The following is a 17,960-nucleotide window of genomic DNA, read 5'->3' on the forward strand; positions in this document are numbered from 1 at the left end:
GCGGATGCGGCATGGTCTGCATGGGCGGCACGGGTGATGGGCCACGATACGCGTGCCCACGAGACACCTCGCCGCCGCTTTCCATCGCCTGTCCCTGCCGGCTCATTGCGCGACGGCCAGTGCCTCGGACTCGAGAAAGTCCTCGTACGCGCCGCGCAGTCCCTCTTCGAGACCGATGCGCGGCTCCCAGCCCAGCGAGGCCAGCTTCTCGCTGCTCATGAGCTTGCGCGGCGTGCCGTCCGGCTTGGTCAGATCGTGCTCGATACGGCCCGTGTAGCCGACCACGCGCGCGACCAGCTGCGCAATTTCGAGCACCGTCACATCGGTCGACGAGCCGACGTTCAGATGCGAACAGCGCGGTGCGGCGACCGAGTAGTAGACGCTCTTCGGCACGTTCATGGTCAGCACGCAGGCCGACGCGAGATCGTCGACATGCAGGAACTCGCGGCGCACCTGTCCCGTGCCCCACAGCACCGTGCTCGGCGCGCCGCTTTCCTTCGCCTCGTGGAAGCGGCGGATCAGCGCGGGAATCACGTGGCTGTTGACGGGATGGTAGTTGTCGCCGGGCCCGTAAAGGTTGGTCGGCATCAGGCTCCGGTAATCGACCTTGTACTGGCGGTTATACGACTCGCAAAGCTTGATACCCGCGATCTTCGCGAGCGCGTACGGCTCGTTGGTTTCTTCGAGCGGACCGGTCAGCAGCGCATCCTCGACGATCGGCTGCGGCGCGTGCTTCGGATAGATGCACGACGAGCCCAGGAACAGCAGGTGTTCGATACCGGTCTGCGCCGCCTGGTGAATCACGTTCGATTCGATCATCAGGTTGCGGTAGATGAACTGGCCCGGATAGGTATCGTTCGCGTGAATGCCGCCGACGCGCGCCGCGGCAAGATACACGACGTCGATACGCTGCGAACTGAAGAAGTCGCGCACCGCCGACTGGTTCGTGAGATCGAGCTCCTTCGAGCTGCGCTTGACCACGTCGACGTTGCCGTCGGCCTCGAGCCGCCGCACGATCGCCGAGCCGACCATGCCGCGGTGCCCCGCGACGAAGACGCGCTTGCGTTTGGAAATGATCACGTCCTTACTCCTGGCGTTCGTAGACCGGGAAACCGTGCTGATGCACGAGCGAGTCCTTGCGGGCTTCGGTCAGGTCGCTGACCATCATTTCGCGCACGAGCTGTTCGAAGCTGGTACGCGGCTCCCAGCCGAGTTTTTCCTTCGCCTTGCTCGGGTCGCCTAGCAGCGTCTCCACTTCGGTCGGCCGGTAATAGCGCGGATCGACTTCGACGATGACATCGCCCACCTTCACGCGCGGATCGAGCGTGACGTCCGAGACGATGCCGCGTTCGTCGTCGCCCTTGCCTTCCCAGCGGATTTCGATGCCGACGTGGCGCGCCGCGAGATCGACGAACTCGCGCACGCTATGCTGCTTGCCGGTCGCGATCACGAAATCCTCGGGGTGGTCCTGCTGCAGCATCATCCATTGCATCTCGACGTAGTCGCGCGCATGACCCCAGTCGCGCAGCGAATCGAGATTGCCGAGATACAGACGGTCTTGCAGACCGAGCGAGATGCGCGCGAGCGCGCGCGTGATCTTGCGCGTGACGAAGGTCTCGCCGCGCAGCGGCGATTCGTGGTTGAACAGGATGCCGTTGCACGCATACATCCCATACGCTTCGCGGTAGTTGACCGTCATCCAGTACGCGTACATCTTCGCGACTGCATACGGACTGCGCGGATAGAAAGGCGTGGTCTCCTTTTGCGGAATTTCCTGGACCTTGCCGTAGAGCTCGGACGTCGACGCCTGATAGAAGCGCGTCTTCCTCGTGAGCCCGTGCAGGCGGATCGCTTCCAGAATGCGCAGCGTGCCGAGGCCGTCGGCATTGCCGGTGTACTCGGGCTCTTCGAACGACACCGCCACATGGCTCTGGGCCGCGAGGTTGTAGATCTCGTCGGGCTGCACGGCCTGGATGATGCGGATCAGGTTCGACGAGTCCGTCATGTCGCCATGATGCAGGATAAAACGGCGATCCTTGTCCTGCGGAGCATGGTAGAGGTGGTCGATACGCTCCGTATTGAACAGCGAAGTGCGCCGCTTGATGCCATGAACGGTATAACCCTTCGCCAAAAGGAACTCTGCCAGGTACGAACCATCCTGGCCCGTGATGCCCGTGATCAATGCGGTTTTCGACATGGAGGCAATCTCGCTAAGAAAAAAGGGGGATGCGTAGCAGGAGTAAAGCGCCTCGTCGAAACACAACGCAAGCGCATTTATTTTTTTGGCGGATAGCAACGGTAATTTGGCGTCGTAAAGCTGCCGCGAAAAACGCGCGTCGCGATTGGCGGCGCACGGCGATATCCTGGCGGGTCTCGATGTTGCAGTGCGGGCAAGATGCGCTCCACACGCAATGCGTCTTGCGTCGACACATCGTGAGGCCCGATGAAGATTCTCGTCTACGGCATCAACTACGCACCGGAGCTCACCGGGATCGGCCGCTATACCGCCGACATGGCCGCGTCGCTCGTCGCCGCCGGCCATGATGTGCGCGTGGTCTGCGCACCGCCCTACTATCCCGCCTGGCGGGTAGCGCCCGGTTTCTCGTCGATTCGCTATGCCAGGGAGCGCAGCGAAGGCGTGCATATCTGGCGTGCCCCGCTCTGGGTACCGGCCCAGCCCAAGGGCGCACGCCGCCTCGTGCATCTTGCGAGCTTCGCGCTCTCGAGCTTCCCGGTCCTGCTACGTCACGTGCTCTGGCGGCCGAACGCCGTGCTCAGTATCGCGCCGAGCCTGCTCAACGCGCCGGCCGGCTGGCTCGTCGCGCGCTTGAGCGGTGCGCATGCATGGCTGCATGTGCAGGACTACGAGGTCGATGCCGCATTCAAGCTCGGCGTGCTCAAAGGCGACTGGCGCAAGCGCATGGCGCTCGCGATCGAACGCCATCTGCTGCGTCGCTTCGATACCGTCTCGACGATCTCCGCCAAGATGATCGAGCATGCGTTGCATAAAGGCGTGCCGCGCAACAAGGTGGTTCACTTCGCGAACTGGGTCGATACGTCGGCCATTCATCCGCTCGACGCGCAGGCCGGTGCAAAGATCCCCCTGCGGGCCGAACTCGATATTCCCGCCGATGCGACCGTGGTGCTCTACTCCGGCAACATGGGCGCCAAGCAGGGCCTCGAGGTGCTCGGGTCCGTCGCGCTCTCGCTTGCCGGGCGCAGCGATATCGTCTTTGTGTTTTGCGGACAGGGACCGGCGAGAGACGTCCTGACCGCCGTATGCGGCGATCTGCCGAATACGCGCTTTATCCCGTTGCAGCCGATGGACAAGCTCAACGAGCTGCTCAATTTCGCCGACATTCACGTGCTGCCGCAGCGTGCCGACGCGGCCGACCTCGTGATGCCGTCCAAGCTGACCGGCATGCTCGCGAGCGGCCGTCCCGTGATCGCGATGGCTCACGAAGGCACCGAACTGTTCGATACGGTTGCGCCGCGCGGCGTCGTGGTGCCGCCCGAAGCGCTCGAACCGCTCGTCGCGGCGATCGTCGCGCTCGCGGCCGATCCGGTGCGGCGCGAGCGCCTCGGCCGCGCGGGCCGCGACTATGCACTCGCCGCGCTCTCGCGCGATAGCGTGCTCGGCGAGTTCGAGTCGACCCTGCGCGCGCGCTGCATCGACGTCGAAGCAGTGGACAGCGCCCTCGGGCTGCGTGAGCGCGACCTCTGACTGATTGCTTGAGGATCCCCCATGGCAAAGCTTGGCAATACCGAATTTCTGAGTGTCGTCTCGAACACGCCGCTGATCGCGCTAGACCTGATCCTTCATGATGAGCAAGATCGCTATCTGCTCGGACGGCGCGTCAATCGGCCCGCGCAGGGCGCATGGTTCGTCCCCGGCGGCCGCGTGCGCAAGAACGAACGTCTTGACGATGCGTTCACGCGCCTCATGCTCGAAGAGCTGGGCCTTCATCGCGCGGATCGCGCCAACGCCGAACTGATCGGCGTCTACGAGCACTTCTACGACGATAACTTCAGCGGCAAGGACGGCATATCGACACACTATGTCGTGCTCGGCTATCGCTACCGCGTGGCCCAGCGCCTCTCTCACCTGCCGCTCGATCAGCATTCGGACTACCGCTGGGCGAGCGCCGACGATATCGCGCTCGACGAATCGGTTCACGAGAACAGCCGGGCCTACTTCCTGACAAAGGTGCTTGCATAAGCGCAGCGCGCCTGAGTGCCGTATGCGGTGAAGCAGAAATGTGGCGGATCGGGGATATGTTTTGTCTATCTGGCAGACAGCGCATGACCTAAGGTGGTAATGACACGTTCCCGACCGGTTACTCCCCGATTTTGCTTCGAATATCGCTTCTCTCCCTCTACCCCGATCTGCTGCCCGTCCGGCCGCTTGCGACATCTGCGAACCGGACCCGCCCGCCACGCACGCGGACCTGTGCGTGCGCCGCGGGCGGCGCGCCTCGCGCTCCAGCCGCAACACGGCTTTCGTTCAGACCCGCCGCGCATCGCAAAGTGGTCCCTCGTGGAGTCTCCAGAAATGCTTGAAGACGACACCGACATCGTGCCGCCCGACGTGCGCCTGTACGAGAACGTGGTGCCGCGCACGCTGCTGGACCAGATCAACGCGACCATCGACGAAACACGCGACGCCTGGCAACCGGCCGACGGCCGGCGCGCGACGCAGACAACCGCGCGCGTCGTCGAGCTGCTCCGCCAGGGCGGCGAATTCCGGCGCGTCGAGCGACTGGCGCGCGCCACCTCGCAACGCTGGGCCGCGCAGAAGGGGCTGAAGGTCGATGGCGAGGCGCTTTGCGTATTGCGTTGCATAAACCGCACGTTGCCTGCGCAGAGTCATCTGCGGCACTACGACTCGCACATCCTGACGCTGCTGATTCCGCTACGCTCCGCGCACAATACCGAGGAAAACGGCGATCTGATCGTTTATCGCCGGCCGCGTCGCATGCTGTCGGCGGCGACCAACGTGATGGCCAAGGCCTGGATGATCGCGCTGCGCCGCCTGCCGCTCGCCATTCGCCGCGCACAGACGCGGCGCGATCTCGCGCGGCAACGCTGCGACCGGATCGCGTGCGTGCCGGGCAACGTCTATGCGTTCAACGGTTTCGTCACGCGGCATGCGAACCTGCATGTCGAGCGGGGCGAGCGCCGTACCTTGATCGTGCATTACCACGATCCCGGCATGACCGCGGGGCTCCGCGTGGTGCCGCGCATCTGGCGCGCGATCCGGGACCGGCTGGTCGACGTGCGCTCGAGACAAACGTAGAGCGAGCGCCCTCACGCTTTAACCAGCGGCAAGATCGACCCGACGGATCGGTCGTGCGCCAAAAGCGAATACCCGGCACAATGACCGGCAATTCATGTGTGCCTATCCAAAGACCGCTTCTGGCCGATTGCCGATGCATTACGCTAGCTGGACGAAGCGCGCTCGCGCGCTTTTCATCGACTCGATATGGTGGACGGTCATTGTGCTGTTCGTCCCCCTCGGACCTTCGCTCGACGACCTGATGGCAGCAGGCAATCCCGGCGCGACCCTGCTCATATGGGCAGCAATTGGCCAATGCATTCCGATCGTCGTGACCGGAATTCTCTGGGCTATCTGGGGCACGTCGCCAGGCAAGCGCGCGACGCGGCTACGCATCGTGGACGCGGACACGGGCGACGCGATGACGGTCAAGCAAGCCGCGTTACGCACGCTGGGCTATCTGCTTACCTTCGCGACAGGCGGCACCGGCTTCCTCTGGGTGCCGTTCAATCCGAGGAAGCAGGCCTTGCATGACCGGCTGGCCAATACGGTGGTGATCGATGTATCAGGACACGATCGTCCGCAGGCGGGCAATCTGAAGCAATGAATGAAGCAATTTTACCGTCCCATCCATTATTTTTTATTCGTTTTGCGCTATCCGTAATGTGATAAACCTATCCAATCATTGAGTACCCATCTTGCGAGGCCTCGCGTAGGGTTTGAAGAATCTCGAACCCGCGGGAATCGACATGACGTTCATTCACTCCTTTCGTCGCAGACTGACGCGGTGTCACGCACGCGTTAGCGATATCTCCGCGAACCCATTGCGATACGCGAATTCTCGCTGCCGCGACGCGTCGTGCGTATCCATGTTCTCGTTTTTCGCGCTCGTCATGTTGAGCGCACCGTGCGCGGCAATGGACGTCAATTTGACAGCGGCGGCAACCAATGCACGCGAAAGCGGTCAGACGCCCGCCCCGAATCCGATCACGCTCACTTCGCCAAACTTGAGCCTGCGCGACGCGCTCTCCTTGCTCAGCAAGAACAAGGCGCTCGTCGGAAGCGGCATCGATAGTTTGAATATTGTCCTTGCGGCGGGCACCTATCGTCTCACGGCGCCGCTCGTGCTGTCCCCCGATCCGACATGGAGCAGCACACCGATCTCGATCACGGGCCCAAGCAGTGGCGGCCGCGCCATCATCACGGGCGGCAAGCTACTGTCCGGCTTCACGCCCGTCACCGATGCCGCATCGCTTGCGCGGCTGCCGTCCGCCGCACGAGGCAGCGTAGTCGTGGCAAGCCTCAAGGATAACGGCATCGCTGATCTGGGCATAAGGCAACGGCACGGCTATGACATCGCGATCACACCGGCTCCGCTCGAGATTTTTTTTCGTGATGCACCGATGACCTTGGCGCGCTGGCCCAACACGGGCTTCGCCAAGATTCAGTCGTTGCCGAATGGGCCGACGGGCCTCACTTTCACCGTCTCGGGCGGTAACCCCGGCGCGTGGCAGCATGAACCGGAACTCGAAGCCATGGGTTACTGGGCGCGCGACTGGGCCGATACGACGCTTCCGGTCACGTCGGTGAACCCTTCGTCGGGCGCACTGACGCTGCAGGCGCCCGCCCCCGAGTTCGGGCTGCTCGAAGGTCAACGGGTGGTCATTCAGAACGCGCTCTCGGAACTCGATCAGCCGGGTGAGTACTACGTGGACCGGGCCAGCGCGCGCGTGTTCCTCTGGCCGCCGCTGCCCATGGCCAGCGGCGATGTGCAGGCGTCGGTCGTCGACACGCTGCTCACGGTCAACAACGCGGTGAATCTGACGATCAGCAACCTCTCTTTCGATATCGCACGCGGCGACGGCATTGATCTCAACGGCGGCGGCAACATCGTGGTGAACAACACGATCCTCAGCAATACGGGAGATCGCGGCGCATTTTCCAACGCGGGCAGCAGCGGCTTCAACTCGATCAAGCTTGCGCACACCGGCGAAGGCGGCATCGTGATCGTCAATGGCAATCGAACGACGCTCGCGCCGGGCAACACATTCGTTTACAACAGCGATCTCCATGACTTTGCGCGGCGCACGCATGCGTATCGTCCCGCGATCAATGTGGCGGGCGTAGGCGCTCAAGTAATCGGCAACACCATCTACTCGGGCCCGCACGCAGGGATCATCTTCACGGGCAACAATCATTTGATCTCGGACAACGAGATCTACAATGTCGTGACCGAAACCGCCGATGCCGGCGCGATATATACGGGCCGTGACTGGACCACGCGCGGGACGGTGATTCAGGACAACTTCATCCATGACATCGGCACTACGACCCAGCCAGACGCGACGATCGGCGTGTATCTCGATGACGAGGCAAGCGGCACCCTCATCCGCCGCAACGTATTCTCGCGCGTGAACCAGGCCGTGTTCATAGGCGGCGGTCGCGACAACATCGTCGAAGATAATCTCTTTGCAAACTCGTCGCCGGCGCTTTACGTCGATTCGCGCGGCCTGTCATGGCAGAACCCCGATGTCGTCAATCCGAACGGTATATTCCAGACCGAGCTGCGCGCGGTGCCTTACAACCAGCCGCCCTACTCGACGCAATATCCGACGCTGCCCAATATTCTGCAGAACCATCTCGGCGCGCCGGTTGGCAACGCGTTCAACCGTAACATCGTGATCGGCGGAAGCACAGCCGAGATCGACGCCGGCGCGCAACCGTTCGTGGTTCCCGGGCAGATTTTCGACGCCAGCAGTGTCGTGTTTACGAGTGCGATTGCCGACACCGACCGCAAGACCTACGACGACCTCAGAATTTCGCCGTCCTCGCCTGCCATCGCCGCGGGTTTCTTGCCTTCGTTGTTCGGCACGCCCGCGGCCATGGCGCCCTCGCCTACCGCCGCCGCGATCCCGGCGGCTCCCCGGTAGGCAAGGCGCAAACGCACAATGACCGGGGCGTGGGTAGTCTGGTTATGGAATCCATCGGCGAGGAGCGGCTGCGCCGCGCCGCTCGATCAGTAGTCCCACTGCACCGGCACGAAACGGAAGCCTTTGCCGTGCTTCGCGATGTGACCGATGGACGGAAATGCAATATGCGCTGCGGCCATCAGCGCGCCGCTTTCAGCGGCTTCGTTGAGCAGCGCGATACGCACGTCCACGGCCACGTCGGGATCGTGCTCGAAGCCATTTTGCCACGCGGGATTGTCGAAGCCGACTTCGAAAATCGCGTCGCCCACGAACGTCAGCCTCTCGCCGTTTGACGCGACGTCCACGACACAGTGTCCTGGCGTGTGCCCACCCGTCACGCGTGCCGTCACGCCCGCCGCGACTTCCACGAACCGATCGAACTGCACAATGTTTTCGCTGTAGCGGTCCACGAACTTCGCAGCAGCCCTGCGCAGCGCGGGCGGAACCGATTCCGGCATGACCGTCTTGCTGAAGTCCGGATTTTTCCAGAACGCCACTTCCGCGGCCGACACGTGAATGCGCACGTCGGGACGCAGCCTGGCCTTGACGCCATCGACGTTGAGCCCGCCGACGTGATCCATATGCATATGCGTGATCACGATATCGGTGATCGCAGCGAGGTCGATGCCAGCCGACTCCAGGCGCATCACCGACTGTCCGGCACGCGTGAAGTATTCGAATTCGTCACCGACGCCCGAGTCGATCAGGACCAGACGTTCGCCGCTGCGCACGAGCGCGATATTCAGCGCCCAGTCGAACATGTCACGTTCCAGGAAGCGGCCATCGAACCATGCGTTGCGGTCTGCTTCGCTGACGTTAGTGGACATGGTGGAGGTCGGCAGCGGCAACACGCCGTCGCTGATCAGCACGACATCGACGTCACCGACGCGCACGGCGTAGCGCGAAGACACGAGTTCGCCTGAACCTTCCTTGCCGAGGCTGGCGGTAACCGGCCGCACATTGCGGGTTGTTTCGCTCATCTTCAATAGTCCTGTTCGTTAAGTGGGGGAAGCCGCACTGGGCCGCGCGGTTCATGAGCACGACTACAAATTTCGCGCGCTTCGCTTTCTCGCGCTTCGACTCACCGTGCGACAGATTGTAGTTAGCGGAGCGAGCGCCGGTAGCGTCGCGAAGGCGTTCATCGTGTTGCCCGGGCTGCAACAATCAACGTGTTTTTGCACACGTCGGTCTGGGCAGGTCATGCCGGCTTGAGTTGCTTAAGCATCCAGGCGTCATGAAGTTGCAACACAAGCCCGATATGTTCGCGGAACCTTACTAATTCCCCCCAGTTTTTCCACTTTCTTAAAGTACCGTGAAAGAAAAAATCTTAATTTCTGTCATTCTGGCAGCCGGACTTAGCGCATGTGGCGGTGATGGTAGTAGCGGTGGCACGGTTGGCGGTGGTGGCGGCAACGCTGTGCCTGCGGATCAAAAAACGCCCTCGCTTGCATTTGCCAATCCGCAAAGCACCTTTGATCTGAACGGCTACACGCAGACAGCGATGTTTCCTCTGCAGGTTGGGACGGGCGCCAATCTGTTGAACGCGGAAGCATCGGGCGTGACCTACGACAAGGACACCGATTCGCTGTTTGTCGTAGGCGACGGTGCGACCTCGGTCGTGCAGGTTTCAAAGATCGATGGTCACGTGATCGATTCGATGGAGCTCAATGCCGGCGATTTCCAGGACACCGAAGGCATCACCTATGCCGGAAACGGCAAGTTCGTATTGGTGGAAGAGCGTCTGCGTCAAGTCGATCTGTTCACCTACGTTCCCGGCGGATTACTGCGCAGAGCGGACGTACAGTCCGTCAAACTAGGCACGACGGTGGCCAATGTCGGTATCGAAGGCGTCACGTTCGACCCGGCGACAGGCGGCTATATTGCCGTGCGCCAATCGCAGCCCACCAGCATCTTCCAGGCCGCAATCAATTTTGCAGCCGGGTCGGCGACCGCCTCGAACGGTACGCCCATCTCGTCGAGCACAGACAATCCGCCGGCGCTGTTCAATGCGGCCAACACGGGCCTGTCCGCCTTCAACGACGTTTTCTCGTTGTCGAATATCGTGGCGAGCAACGCTCCGGACTACGGCAACGTCATCATCATCGGCGCGCCGGATGGCAGGATCGTCGAGATGGATCGTTCGGGCAATTTGCTGAGCAACCTGTATATGAGCGCCACGGCCCAGAACGAGGGTGTCACGATGGGTCCGGACGGCACCATTTACGCGGTTGGTGAACAGGCCGCGGGACCGAGCTTGCCGGGCCTGACCATCTTCAAGCCGACTACCGGCGCGAACAATGTCGGCATTGGCAGCAATCTCTACCTGACGTTCGATCAAGCGGTGAAGGCGGGCGCGGGCAGTATCGTTCTCAGTAACGGCGCCGACGATACGCGGACCATTCCCGTAACCGACACCGCGCAGGTGACGTTCAGCGGGAACGTCGTGAAGATCCATCCGAAGTTCTACATGGTTGCCGGCACCACGTACCACGTCACGTATCCGGCGGGGGCGATCAAGACGGCAGCGGGAGCCGATACCGTTGCCGTGTCCGACCCGGCGACCTTCTCGTTCAAGCCGATCGGTACCGTTGATCACACTGCCCCGACCTTGACCAGCACTGCGCCGGTCGATGGCGCGACAGGCATCATCGGCAACCACATGACACTGTCGTTCAGCGAAGTCGTGCAGGCGGGCGCGGGCAACCTTGTGATCAGCAACGGCTCCGATACGCGCAAGGTGTCCGTGGACGACACGACTCAGGTCAAATTCAACGGTGGCCGCGTGACCGTCACGTTGACGACACCGTTGCAGGACAGCTCTCGCTATACCGTGCAATTGGCCGGCGGCGTGATCACTGACCTGTATGGCAACGCCTATGCGGGCACGACCCAGAGCTTCACGACGGCAGCGGCCGGCGCACCGGCGCCGACCGTGCTGATCTCGGAGGTGAACTCGAACGCGGACGGTGGCGAGGATTTCTTCGAACTCTATAACTATGGCAGCACGGCGATTGATCTGACCGGCTGGAAGTGGGGCGACAATCACGCCGACGTCAACGATGCCAACAATAGCGCGGCATTCGTGGCCGGTACGGTGCTCGCGCCGGGTGAGCATCTGGTCGTTGTCCCGGGTGTGCCCGGAACGGCTGAAGATACGTTCCGCGGAACCTGGGGCCTCGATAATACGGTTCCGGTGGTTGCGATGTTGAACGTCAATAACGATGCGGGCAATCCGATCGGTTTAGGTAAAGGCGATGCGGTGGTCGTCTATGACGCGAACGGTAATGTGGCGGCGGCCATGAACTACGGCACGACGATCAACGCAGCGCAAGGAGACGGCACGACGGTGGCGATTCCCACGGCTTCAGGTTTGAATGCCACGCTCGTGGCCGCCGGAAATCATGCTGGCGCGGCGATCTCCGGTGGCAGTGCGAAGGTTTCCGCGGTGTGGGATACGCTTTCGACATCGGCGCCAAACTATGTCGACGCAGTGGTTGGCGTGCTCGGCGGCAAACAGGAACCGTCTAACTCCGGATCGATTGGTTCGCCTGGACAGTAATTTCCGCTGCTTCGCGGCATGAGTATCGTGAAAAACCGTCCGACCATGTCGGGCGGTTTTTTTGGAAGGCCACCCGACCCAGGGCGCAGCTCTTCTCGTCTGGCGCAAGCCGGCCTGCCTGTTTGTGCTTTCGTCACGCCGCCGGGGTTCTAAAGCCTCCCCATTCTCCTGTCCTCGGCTAACTTCAGAAGCGGCGCCGATTTATACAGGTTTTCCGGCTGGACCCGTTCCCAAAGGCTCCCCTTCCCGAGTTCTCTGCCCAGCTGATCTTCCCGCCTAAGCCACGCTTCAACGCTTCTGATCCGATTGGGATGAATTTCGTCCAGCAGTGCATAGTTTCGCTGAATGACACCGTGCTTCCAGATATTCCAGAATCCCGTGAAGTTGTCCCTGAAAGTCATGGTGCTTTTGTCGTTGATATCCGCGTTGTACCCGGCAGGCAAAGCAGCGGATTTTCCGAGCGCACCGCTCCAGTACGCGTCCATGTCCGTGTCGATGTACCGTGCCGGATGTCCCGTTACCTTCTCGAATGCCGCAGCGAGCCTGTGATACTCGACGTGCTCGATAGCGACTTCGAGATTCATGCCATTCGCGCGCTCCGCGTTATCGAAGAGCCACCGTGCGTAATATCCGCAATCGTCGAGCGCGACGTGGGGCACAGCCCCGTTGCCGAGCGGGACCCGCCAGGTCACTACCCCATCTTCCACAGAGGGCGCCATCGGCGTCATTCCCGAAATCGCCATCTCCATGTACGGGCCCGTGGTGAATACTGCCGCACCCATCCTGTCTCTGTTCACCTGGTTTTGAGCCAGAATCCATTCGCCTATGCGACCCTTGCCATCATAGTGGCCGGCCCGGAAGCGGGAGTCGTAGCCCGACTTCTTGAGCGCATAGTCGAGATTCCCATAGACGAAAAACCGGATCCCTTCTTCGATAGCGATCTCGTAACTACGAATGGCCCAGTAAATCTCGGTCTTCTCCCCGGTATTGAAGCCATCGATATTGATGTATGCGCCGTCGCAACCACGGAACCCTTCCCGTAGTACCGCTTCGTCGGCAAACGTTCCCTCGACGATGGACACGTTGCCGAGTTCGAGCAGTGCTTTTGCGCGACGCGAATTGGGATCGCGACTCAGGGCTCGGACCGAGTATTGTCGGTCGGCAACGAGGGCGCTGATGACGGGCAAGCCCTGAGCACCCGTGCCGCCGACGACGAAGATTCTGGAGGTTATGCAGGAGGACATCGAGACTCCTTGGACTGGATTGAATGGATGGTTCCGGCCACATGCGGATCATCGCCGGACGCTATGTAGATCTTATAATAAGAGTGACTAAACGGGCAAGCGGCCAACTCGGCAAAAGAGACTCGAATCGACCGAATTGCGTTAACTCTCATGATGAGAGTTGTGCGACTATTGCCCTTGGACAATCAAGGATGGTGAAACATGCGCTCGAAGGGTTTTGATGGAATGGTATGTTCGATCGCCGGCGTCATGGCGGCGATCGGCGATCGCTGGGGTTTGCTGATCCTGCGCGACCTCGTCTTCGGTCTTAGCCGATACGACGACTTTCGCCAATCGTCCGGCGTGACCAATGCCACGCTTAGCGATCGGCTTAAGCATCTGGAAGCCAATGGCCTCATTGAGCGGCGGCGCTATCAGGTCAACCCGGAACGATTCGAGTACTTCTTGACCGATAAGGGCCGGCAAATTGCCCCTGTCATGCTGATGCTGTCCAGGATTGGGGATCGCTGGCAGGTTTCCGGCGCTTCGGCGCCGCCGCTGAAATTCGTGAACCTGAAAACCGGCGCCGATGTGGCATGGTGCTTTATCGACGAGAAAACCGGTGAGCGGCTCGGCGCCCAGGACCTGGGGATCAAGGAAGGTCCCGGCGCGGATGACCTCGTGCGTTGGCGCTTATCGCATGCCGCGCGCCGTCGTGAGGAACGTGAGCTCGAGAGCGGGCCGACTCGCGAGGCGGGACGCCGCCCGGTCAGGCGGCGAAGCTCGCCATCGAAGTAACAGCGCGCTTATTTCCCCTCGTAGGCCGGCTTTCTGCCTTCTATCTCGGCTCTCCGGCCTTCCCGAAAGTCCTGCGTCTCGAACAGCGTGCGATATTGCGCAGTGAGTTTGAACAAGGCCTCCTGTTCTGACGGATCGATCGCCAGATGAGCCGACGCCAAAGATGTCTTGATACCGAGCGGTGCACAATCGGCAATCCTGTTCGCCAACTGAATGGCGGCCTCTAGCGCGGCCTTTGCGTCTGGAGCGATGACCTGCACTTCTCCCATACGGTGTGCTTCTTCAGCGCTCCAGTGATCGCCGGTGAGGATGTAGCGCATGGCATTGCCCCATCCGGCTTCCCGAACGAACCGAACGGTCGACCCTCCCCCGGGAAAACGTCCGTGCGTATTCTCGTCCTGAGCGAAGCGGGTGTCGGCCGAGGCAACACGGATATCGGCAACGAGAAACAGTTCGTGGCCCATGTTCCAGGTGTCACCCTGTACCGCCACCACCAGAGGTTTGGTGAGGCGCGGCCCCGGCGTTGTCGCAAGCGGGTTGATCGCATCCGCTTGTGAGATGGGGGGCTTTCCGCCCAGCGATCTGAAGCCGTCAATATCGATGCCCCTCGAAAAATTCTCGCCATGGCCGAACAATACCGCGGCACGCAACGATGGATCGTGGTCGTAGTGGTAGTAAGCCTCGGCCAGTTCCCTGAATGTATCGGGATCGACGCGATTTTGAGCGTCCGGACGATTGATGCCAAGAAGGACGATTGCACCACGGCGCTCGACGGTCAGCTTCGCACCGGAACTTAAAGGGACGTCCTTAAGAGTGGTGGGTGGAGCGTCAGACTGCGATAGCGCATCTGCGCTTGCGGGAATCGGCAGAACCCCAAGCGCGGACGTTCCTCCCAGCGCTGCCGCCGTCTTCAGGAAACCCCGTCGGGCAGCATCGTTCAAATCAGCCATTTGATTTCTTCTCCAGCGGTTTGGATATTGCACAACAACCCGAGTAGCCTCTCAGGCAAAACTTAGGATCACAGAAACTCGTCTGCGCCACGAATCGTAGCGGGCGGAATGCTATTGCGACGACCTCGCTGCCTTAGCAATTGGCGCAGCGACAGGACATGCAGAACGAAGGAACCAGGAACAATGAAGGCGGGAATGACGGCGTACGGGTACGCTCCTATTCCAAGGTTGGGATGTTCAAAAGCCACAAATTGAAGCGGCCCCGGCGCGGTCAGTGCACCCAAAGAAACCGCAAGGATCAGATCCCCCAAACCAAACGCGTTCCAAAGCACGGCTGCGCGCACACTGCCTGGCCCTCCACTCCTGAGCGCCGCGGCAACCGGCAAGGCCATCAGGCCGGTGATGACATCGCCGATGCCGGCGGGCCACGCGAAGACGCCCGGCATGGACCCGGCCATCCAACCGAGCAAGAACACCGCACCGACGACGCGGTAGGCTTGAATGCCGATCAACCAGGCAACGGGTGTGACATCGAGCAGCTTGCGGATATGGATTGACTGCGCAAGCACCGCGATAGCGACGGCGGTCGGGACGACAATGAGCAGGGGCAGTAAAGGAATTCGAATTGCGCCGGGCAGCAGAAACCCCATTGCGGCGATTGCCCATGCCCCGCCAAGCCATAACGCGAGCGGGATGGCGATCGCCATCCAGGTCCGCCTCCGCTGTGATGCCGTCAGCGAGGTGCGCCCAAGCGCCCGCCATGCGCCGCCGAGCAACAACAGCGGCACGACAATACAAACGGCGATAACCGATAACCACGAGCGTTCAAGTTCGGGCACGGCGACAACCACGACAAACCAGACGCTGGCCGCAATCACACTGACTGCAAACGCAAGCACACGGTTACCGGAAAAGTCGGTGGGGTTCGGCTCCATGTGACTCTCCAAATGAAATCAAAATCGCCTGACGTCCACATCGGCTCGCGTCCCACGTCGATCCATATGCTGTATGGCCGCGCAGTCACTGCGAGCAGCGGCACCGCAGGTGCATGCAGGCACTATACTCTTATTATTAGAGTGACTGCAACAAGAAAGGGCTGCTTGTTAATCGTCAAATCAGATCGTCGAATCCGAAAGCGGGCGATTGTCGTCGCAATCTGACGAATTCCTGTCAAAGCCCGGCACTCACGGCAACGCCAGCCGGTCGGCGGAGCTGCACGTCGCACACATTTGCCCGAGGAATCCAGCCTGCGCATGCGCTGTGGCAGCGCCTCGTCGCACCCGCAGGCGATGGGAATTTCGTATGTCGTACTGAGAACAGGGGAACGCGCGGAAGACGTCGGCAGGTGGGTCGGTATGGTGGGTAGGAAGTCATTCGTTGCCGCAAAGCCGTCGGTTACAGTGCATTAGCCTGGACCGGAGAAGGCATCGCGACAACAGGCGCACGGCGGCAGCGCGACGCCTTGTCGCCAGGACCGACGAAGCGCGATTGCCCGCGCTTCGTCGCACACGTCAGAAGCGGTGACGCAGACCGACGCGGCCCACTGTCTGATAGCGATTCGAAGACGGCGACAGGCCGGCGAGATTCGCGGTCGCGCCGTGCCCGGTCGAATCGTGTCCGTTGGCTACCTGATAGTCGACTGCGGCGTATACGTCGGTGCGCACCGACAGTGCATATTCGACGCCGCCCCCGAACTGACTGTAGTTTGCGCCACCCACGGTGCCGTTCGCCGCGCTGCCATGCAGATAGTTGTACGCAACGCCGGCGAGCAGCGTCGGCGTGATGTGATACTGAACGCTCGCTTCGACATCGTTGAATACCGCCGTGGCGTGGTTCAGCGCCGCGATACCCGCGAAACGCACATTCGACCAGTTCGCGCCGATCGTCGCCGCACCAAAGGAGTAAGTGCCAGCGGCCGCGGCCACATGGTACGAACTCGCGCTCGCATAGCCGCTAAATACCGGTGAACCGGTGAGGCCGTTCGACGTTGGCGTGTCGCTCGGGTTGCTGCCGAACAACGACGAGGCCGGGTTACGCGCGTCCAGATAGGCGGCGCCAAGATTGATCGGACCGTGCTTGTATCCGACGCCGACCGAATAGATCTGGTTGGTGCCGACCGAACCCGGCACGCCGCCGAAGCTGTAGACACCGCCGAAGGTCAGGCCCGCATAGTCGGCGCTCTTGAACTTCACGGCATTGTTGGTGCGCCGGCTGTTGTTGAAGTTGTCGAGATCAGCGGGATGTGCCGAGTGAGCCGTGCCGACGCTCGTATCGGCAAAGGCATACGTGCCGACGAAGTCGACGACGCTGTCGTACTGGCGGCCAAGCGTGATCGTACCGAACCTGCCGCTGCTCACGCCGACGAACGCTTGCCGGCCGAACTCGGCGCCGCCCTGACTGAGGCGGCCGTTATTCAGCTCGAAGCCATTTTCGAGCTGGAAGATTGCCTTCAACCCGCCGCCGAGATCTTCGGTTCCGCGCAAGCCCCAGCGCGAACTGTTCAGGCCGCTCGCCGAATCAAGCCTGTACTGCCGTGCCCCGCTACCGCCCGAGGTAGCGACGTTGCTGATGGCTTCAAAACCTTCGTCGATCAGACCGTAAAGCGTCACGCTGCCTTGTGCGTGCGCTATCGATGCGAACGTCGATGTCGTAGCGATCGCGACCAATGTCTTTTTCATCGGAGTGCCTCCGTTTCAACTTGTTGAAATACCCGCCACTTCATTAGATATCCGTATTACGTGGCGAAGCGCGAAATCCCGGCCACTCGCGCAAGCAGGCGTGCCCGGACATTTCTATGCGGGTAAACCGATGAGAGCGATCAGTATTCCGTTCTCTAAAAAACAAATTCGCTCTGCTATCCGGCCTGGCGCCGTTTGAAGCGTGGCGACGCGCCTATCCGGCACGCCGCGACTTTTTTCGCACCCTGCGTGGAATAACGGAATACGTTGACCGGTTTACGCACCGGTAGCCGCCACACATCGACGTATCGAACAGCGGCACACACGGAGCAACAAAGAAGAGGAGAGAGGTTGATTTTCAACCCGATACTGCTATGGATAACCCGGTAATGACTAAAACTAGCCAACAATGCATTGTCGCGCCAGCATGCAAAGCTAACGGACCTACATGCGGCGATCGAATGCGAGCCGACACGCCACGCATTCGATGGAAAAGATGGGTTGCGCT

General features: G+C 61.2%; 14 protein-coding genes. 7 read left to right on the forward strand and 7 right to left on the reverse strand.

Annotation, left to right across the window (positions count from 1 at the left end):
* Nucleotides 1-102: 102 nt before the first annotated feature.
* Both ACYPXD_RS09580 and gmd read right to left on the reverse strand, forming a co-directional pair.
* A complete protein-coding gene (locus ACYPXD_RS09580; protein ID WP_459711417.1) occupies nt 103-1,074 on the reverse strand; it encodes a GDP-L-fucose synthase family protein in 972 nt (323 codons plus the stop codon).
* 10 nt (nt 1,075-1,084) lie between these two features.
* A complete protein-coding gene (gmd, locus tag ACYPXD_RS09585; RefSeq protein WP_459710188.1) occupies nt 1,085-2,197 on the reverse strand; it encodes a GDP-mannose 4,6-dehydratase in 1,113 nt (370 codons plus the stop codon).
* Between the two features lie 246 nt (nt 2,198-2,443).
* Between gmd and ACYPXD_RS09590 the strand changes: the two genes are divergently transcribed.
* From ACYPXD_RS09590 to ACYPXD_RS09610, 5 genes are all read left to right on the forward strand, one after another.
* On the forward strand, nt 2,444-3,724 hold the full coding sequence (locus tag ACYPXD_RS09590; RefSeq protein ID WP_459710190.1) for a WcaI family glycosyltransferase: 1,281 nt from the start codon (nt 2,444-2,446) through the stop codon (nt 3,722-3,724).
* 21 nt (nt 3,725-3,745) lie between these two features.
* Nucleotides 3,746-4,219: a GDP-mannose mannosyl hydrolase gene (locus ACYPXD_RS09595; protein ID WP_459710192.1), complete on the forward strand. Its 474-nt coding sequence runs from the start codon at nt 3,746-3,748 to the stop codon at nt 4,217-4,219.
* Between the two features lie 333 nt (nt 4,220-4,552).
* Nucleotides 4,553-5,296, forward strand: coding sequence for a hypothetical protein (locus tag ACYPXD_RS09600; RefSeq protein ID WP_459710194.1), 744 nt, complete (start codon nt 4,553-4,555; stop codon nt 5,294-5,296).
* Nucleotides 5,297-5,429: 133 nt separating this feature from the next.
* Nucleotides 5,430-5,882 carry an RDD family protein gene (locus ACYPXD_RS09605; protein WP_459710196.1) on the forward strand — a complete coding sequence of 151 codons (453 nt, stop codon included), beginning with the start codon at nt 5,430-5,432 and terminating at the stop codon, nt 5,880-5,882.
* A 310-nt stretch (nt 5,883-6,192) separates the two neighbouring features.
* Entirely contained in the window at nt 6,193-8,205 is a 2,013-nt protein-coding gene (locus ACYPXD_RS09610) for a right-handed parallel beta-helix repeat-containing protein (protein WP_459710198.1), read from the forward strand.
* An 86-nt stretch (nt 8,206-8,291) separates the two neighbouring features.
* Here ACYPXD_RS09610 and ACYPXD_RS09615 read toward each other — a convergent pair whose 3' ends face one another.
* Nucleotides 8,292-9,224, reverse strand: coding sequence for an MBL fold metallo-hydrolase (locus ACYPXD_RS09615; RefSeq protein WP_459710201.1), 933 nt, complete (start codon nt 9,222-9,224; stop codon nt 8,292-8,294).
* A gap of 332 nt (nt 9,225-9,556) precedes the next feature.
* Between ACYPXD_RS09615 and ACYPXD_RS09620 the strand changes: the two genes are divergently transcribed.
* Nucleotides 9,557-11,803, forward strand: a complete 2,247-nt coding sequence (locus tag ACYPXD_RS09620) for an SdiA-regulated domain-containing protein (RefSeq protein WP_459710203.1) — start codon at nt 9,557-9,559, stop codon at nt 11,801-11,803.
* A gap of 149 nt (nt 11,804-11,952) precedes the next feature.
* Here ACYPXD_RS09620 and ACYPXD_RS09625 read toward each other — a convergent pair whose 3' ends face one another.
* Complete coding sequence (locus ACYPXD_RS09625) at nt 11,953-13,047, reverse strand: NmrA family NAD(P)-binding protein (protein ID WP_459710205.1); 1,095 nt, start codon at nt 13,045-13,047, stop codon at nt 11,953-11,955.
* Nucleotides 13,048-13,248: 201 nt separating this feature from the next.
* Here ACYPXD_RS09625 and ACYPXD_RS09630 point away from each other — a divergent pair, with 201 nt between their 5' ends.
* A complete protein-coding gene (locus ACYPXD_RS09630; RefSeq protein WP_459710207.1) occupies nt 13,249-13,824 on the forward strand; it encodes a winged helix-turn-helix transcriptional regulator in 576 nt (191 codons plus the stop codon).
* An 8-nt stretch (nt 13,825-13,832) separates the two neighbouring features.
* On the opposite strand, the gene ACYPXD_RS09635 is transcribed toward ACYPXD_RS09630, so the two are convergent.
* From ACYPXD_RS09635 to ACYPXD_RS09645, 3 genes are all read right to left on the reverse strand, one after another.
* Entirely contained in the window at nt 13,833-14,774 is a 942-nt protein-coding gene (locus ACYPXD_RS09635; RefSeq protein ID WP_459710209.1) for a crotonase/enoyl-CoA hydratase family protein, read from the reverse strand.
* 68 nt (nt 14,775-14,842) lie between these two features.
* Nucleotides 14,843-15,709, reverse strand: a complete 867-nt coding sequence (locus ACYPXD_RS09640) for a hypothetical protein (protein ID WP_459710211.1) — start codon at nt 15,707-15,709, stop codon at nt 14,843-14,845.
* A gap of 576 nt (nt 15,710-16,285) precedes the next feature.
* On the reverse strand, nt 16,286-17,452 hold the full coding sequence (locus tag ACYPXD_RS09645) for a porin (protein ID WP_459710213.1): 1,167 nt from the start codon (nt 17,450-17,452) through the stop codon (nt 16,286-16,288).
* Nucleotides 17,453-17,960 lie beyond the last annotated feature (508 nt).

Source organism: Paraburkholderia sp. 2C (genome assembly GCF_054589215.1).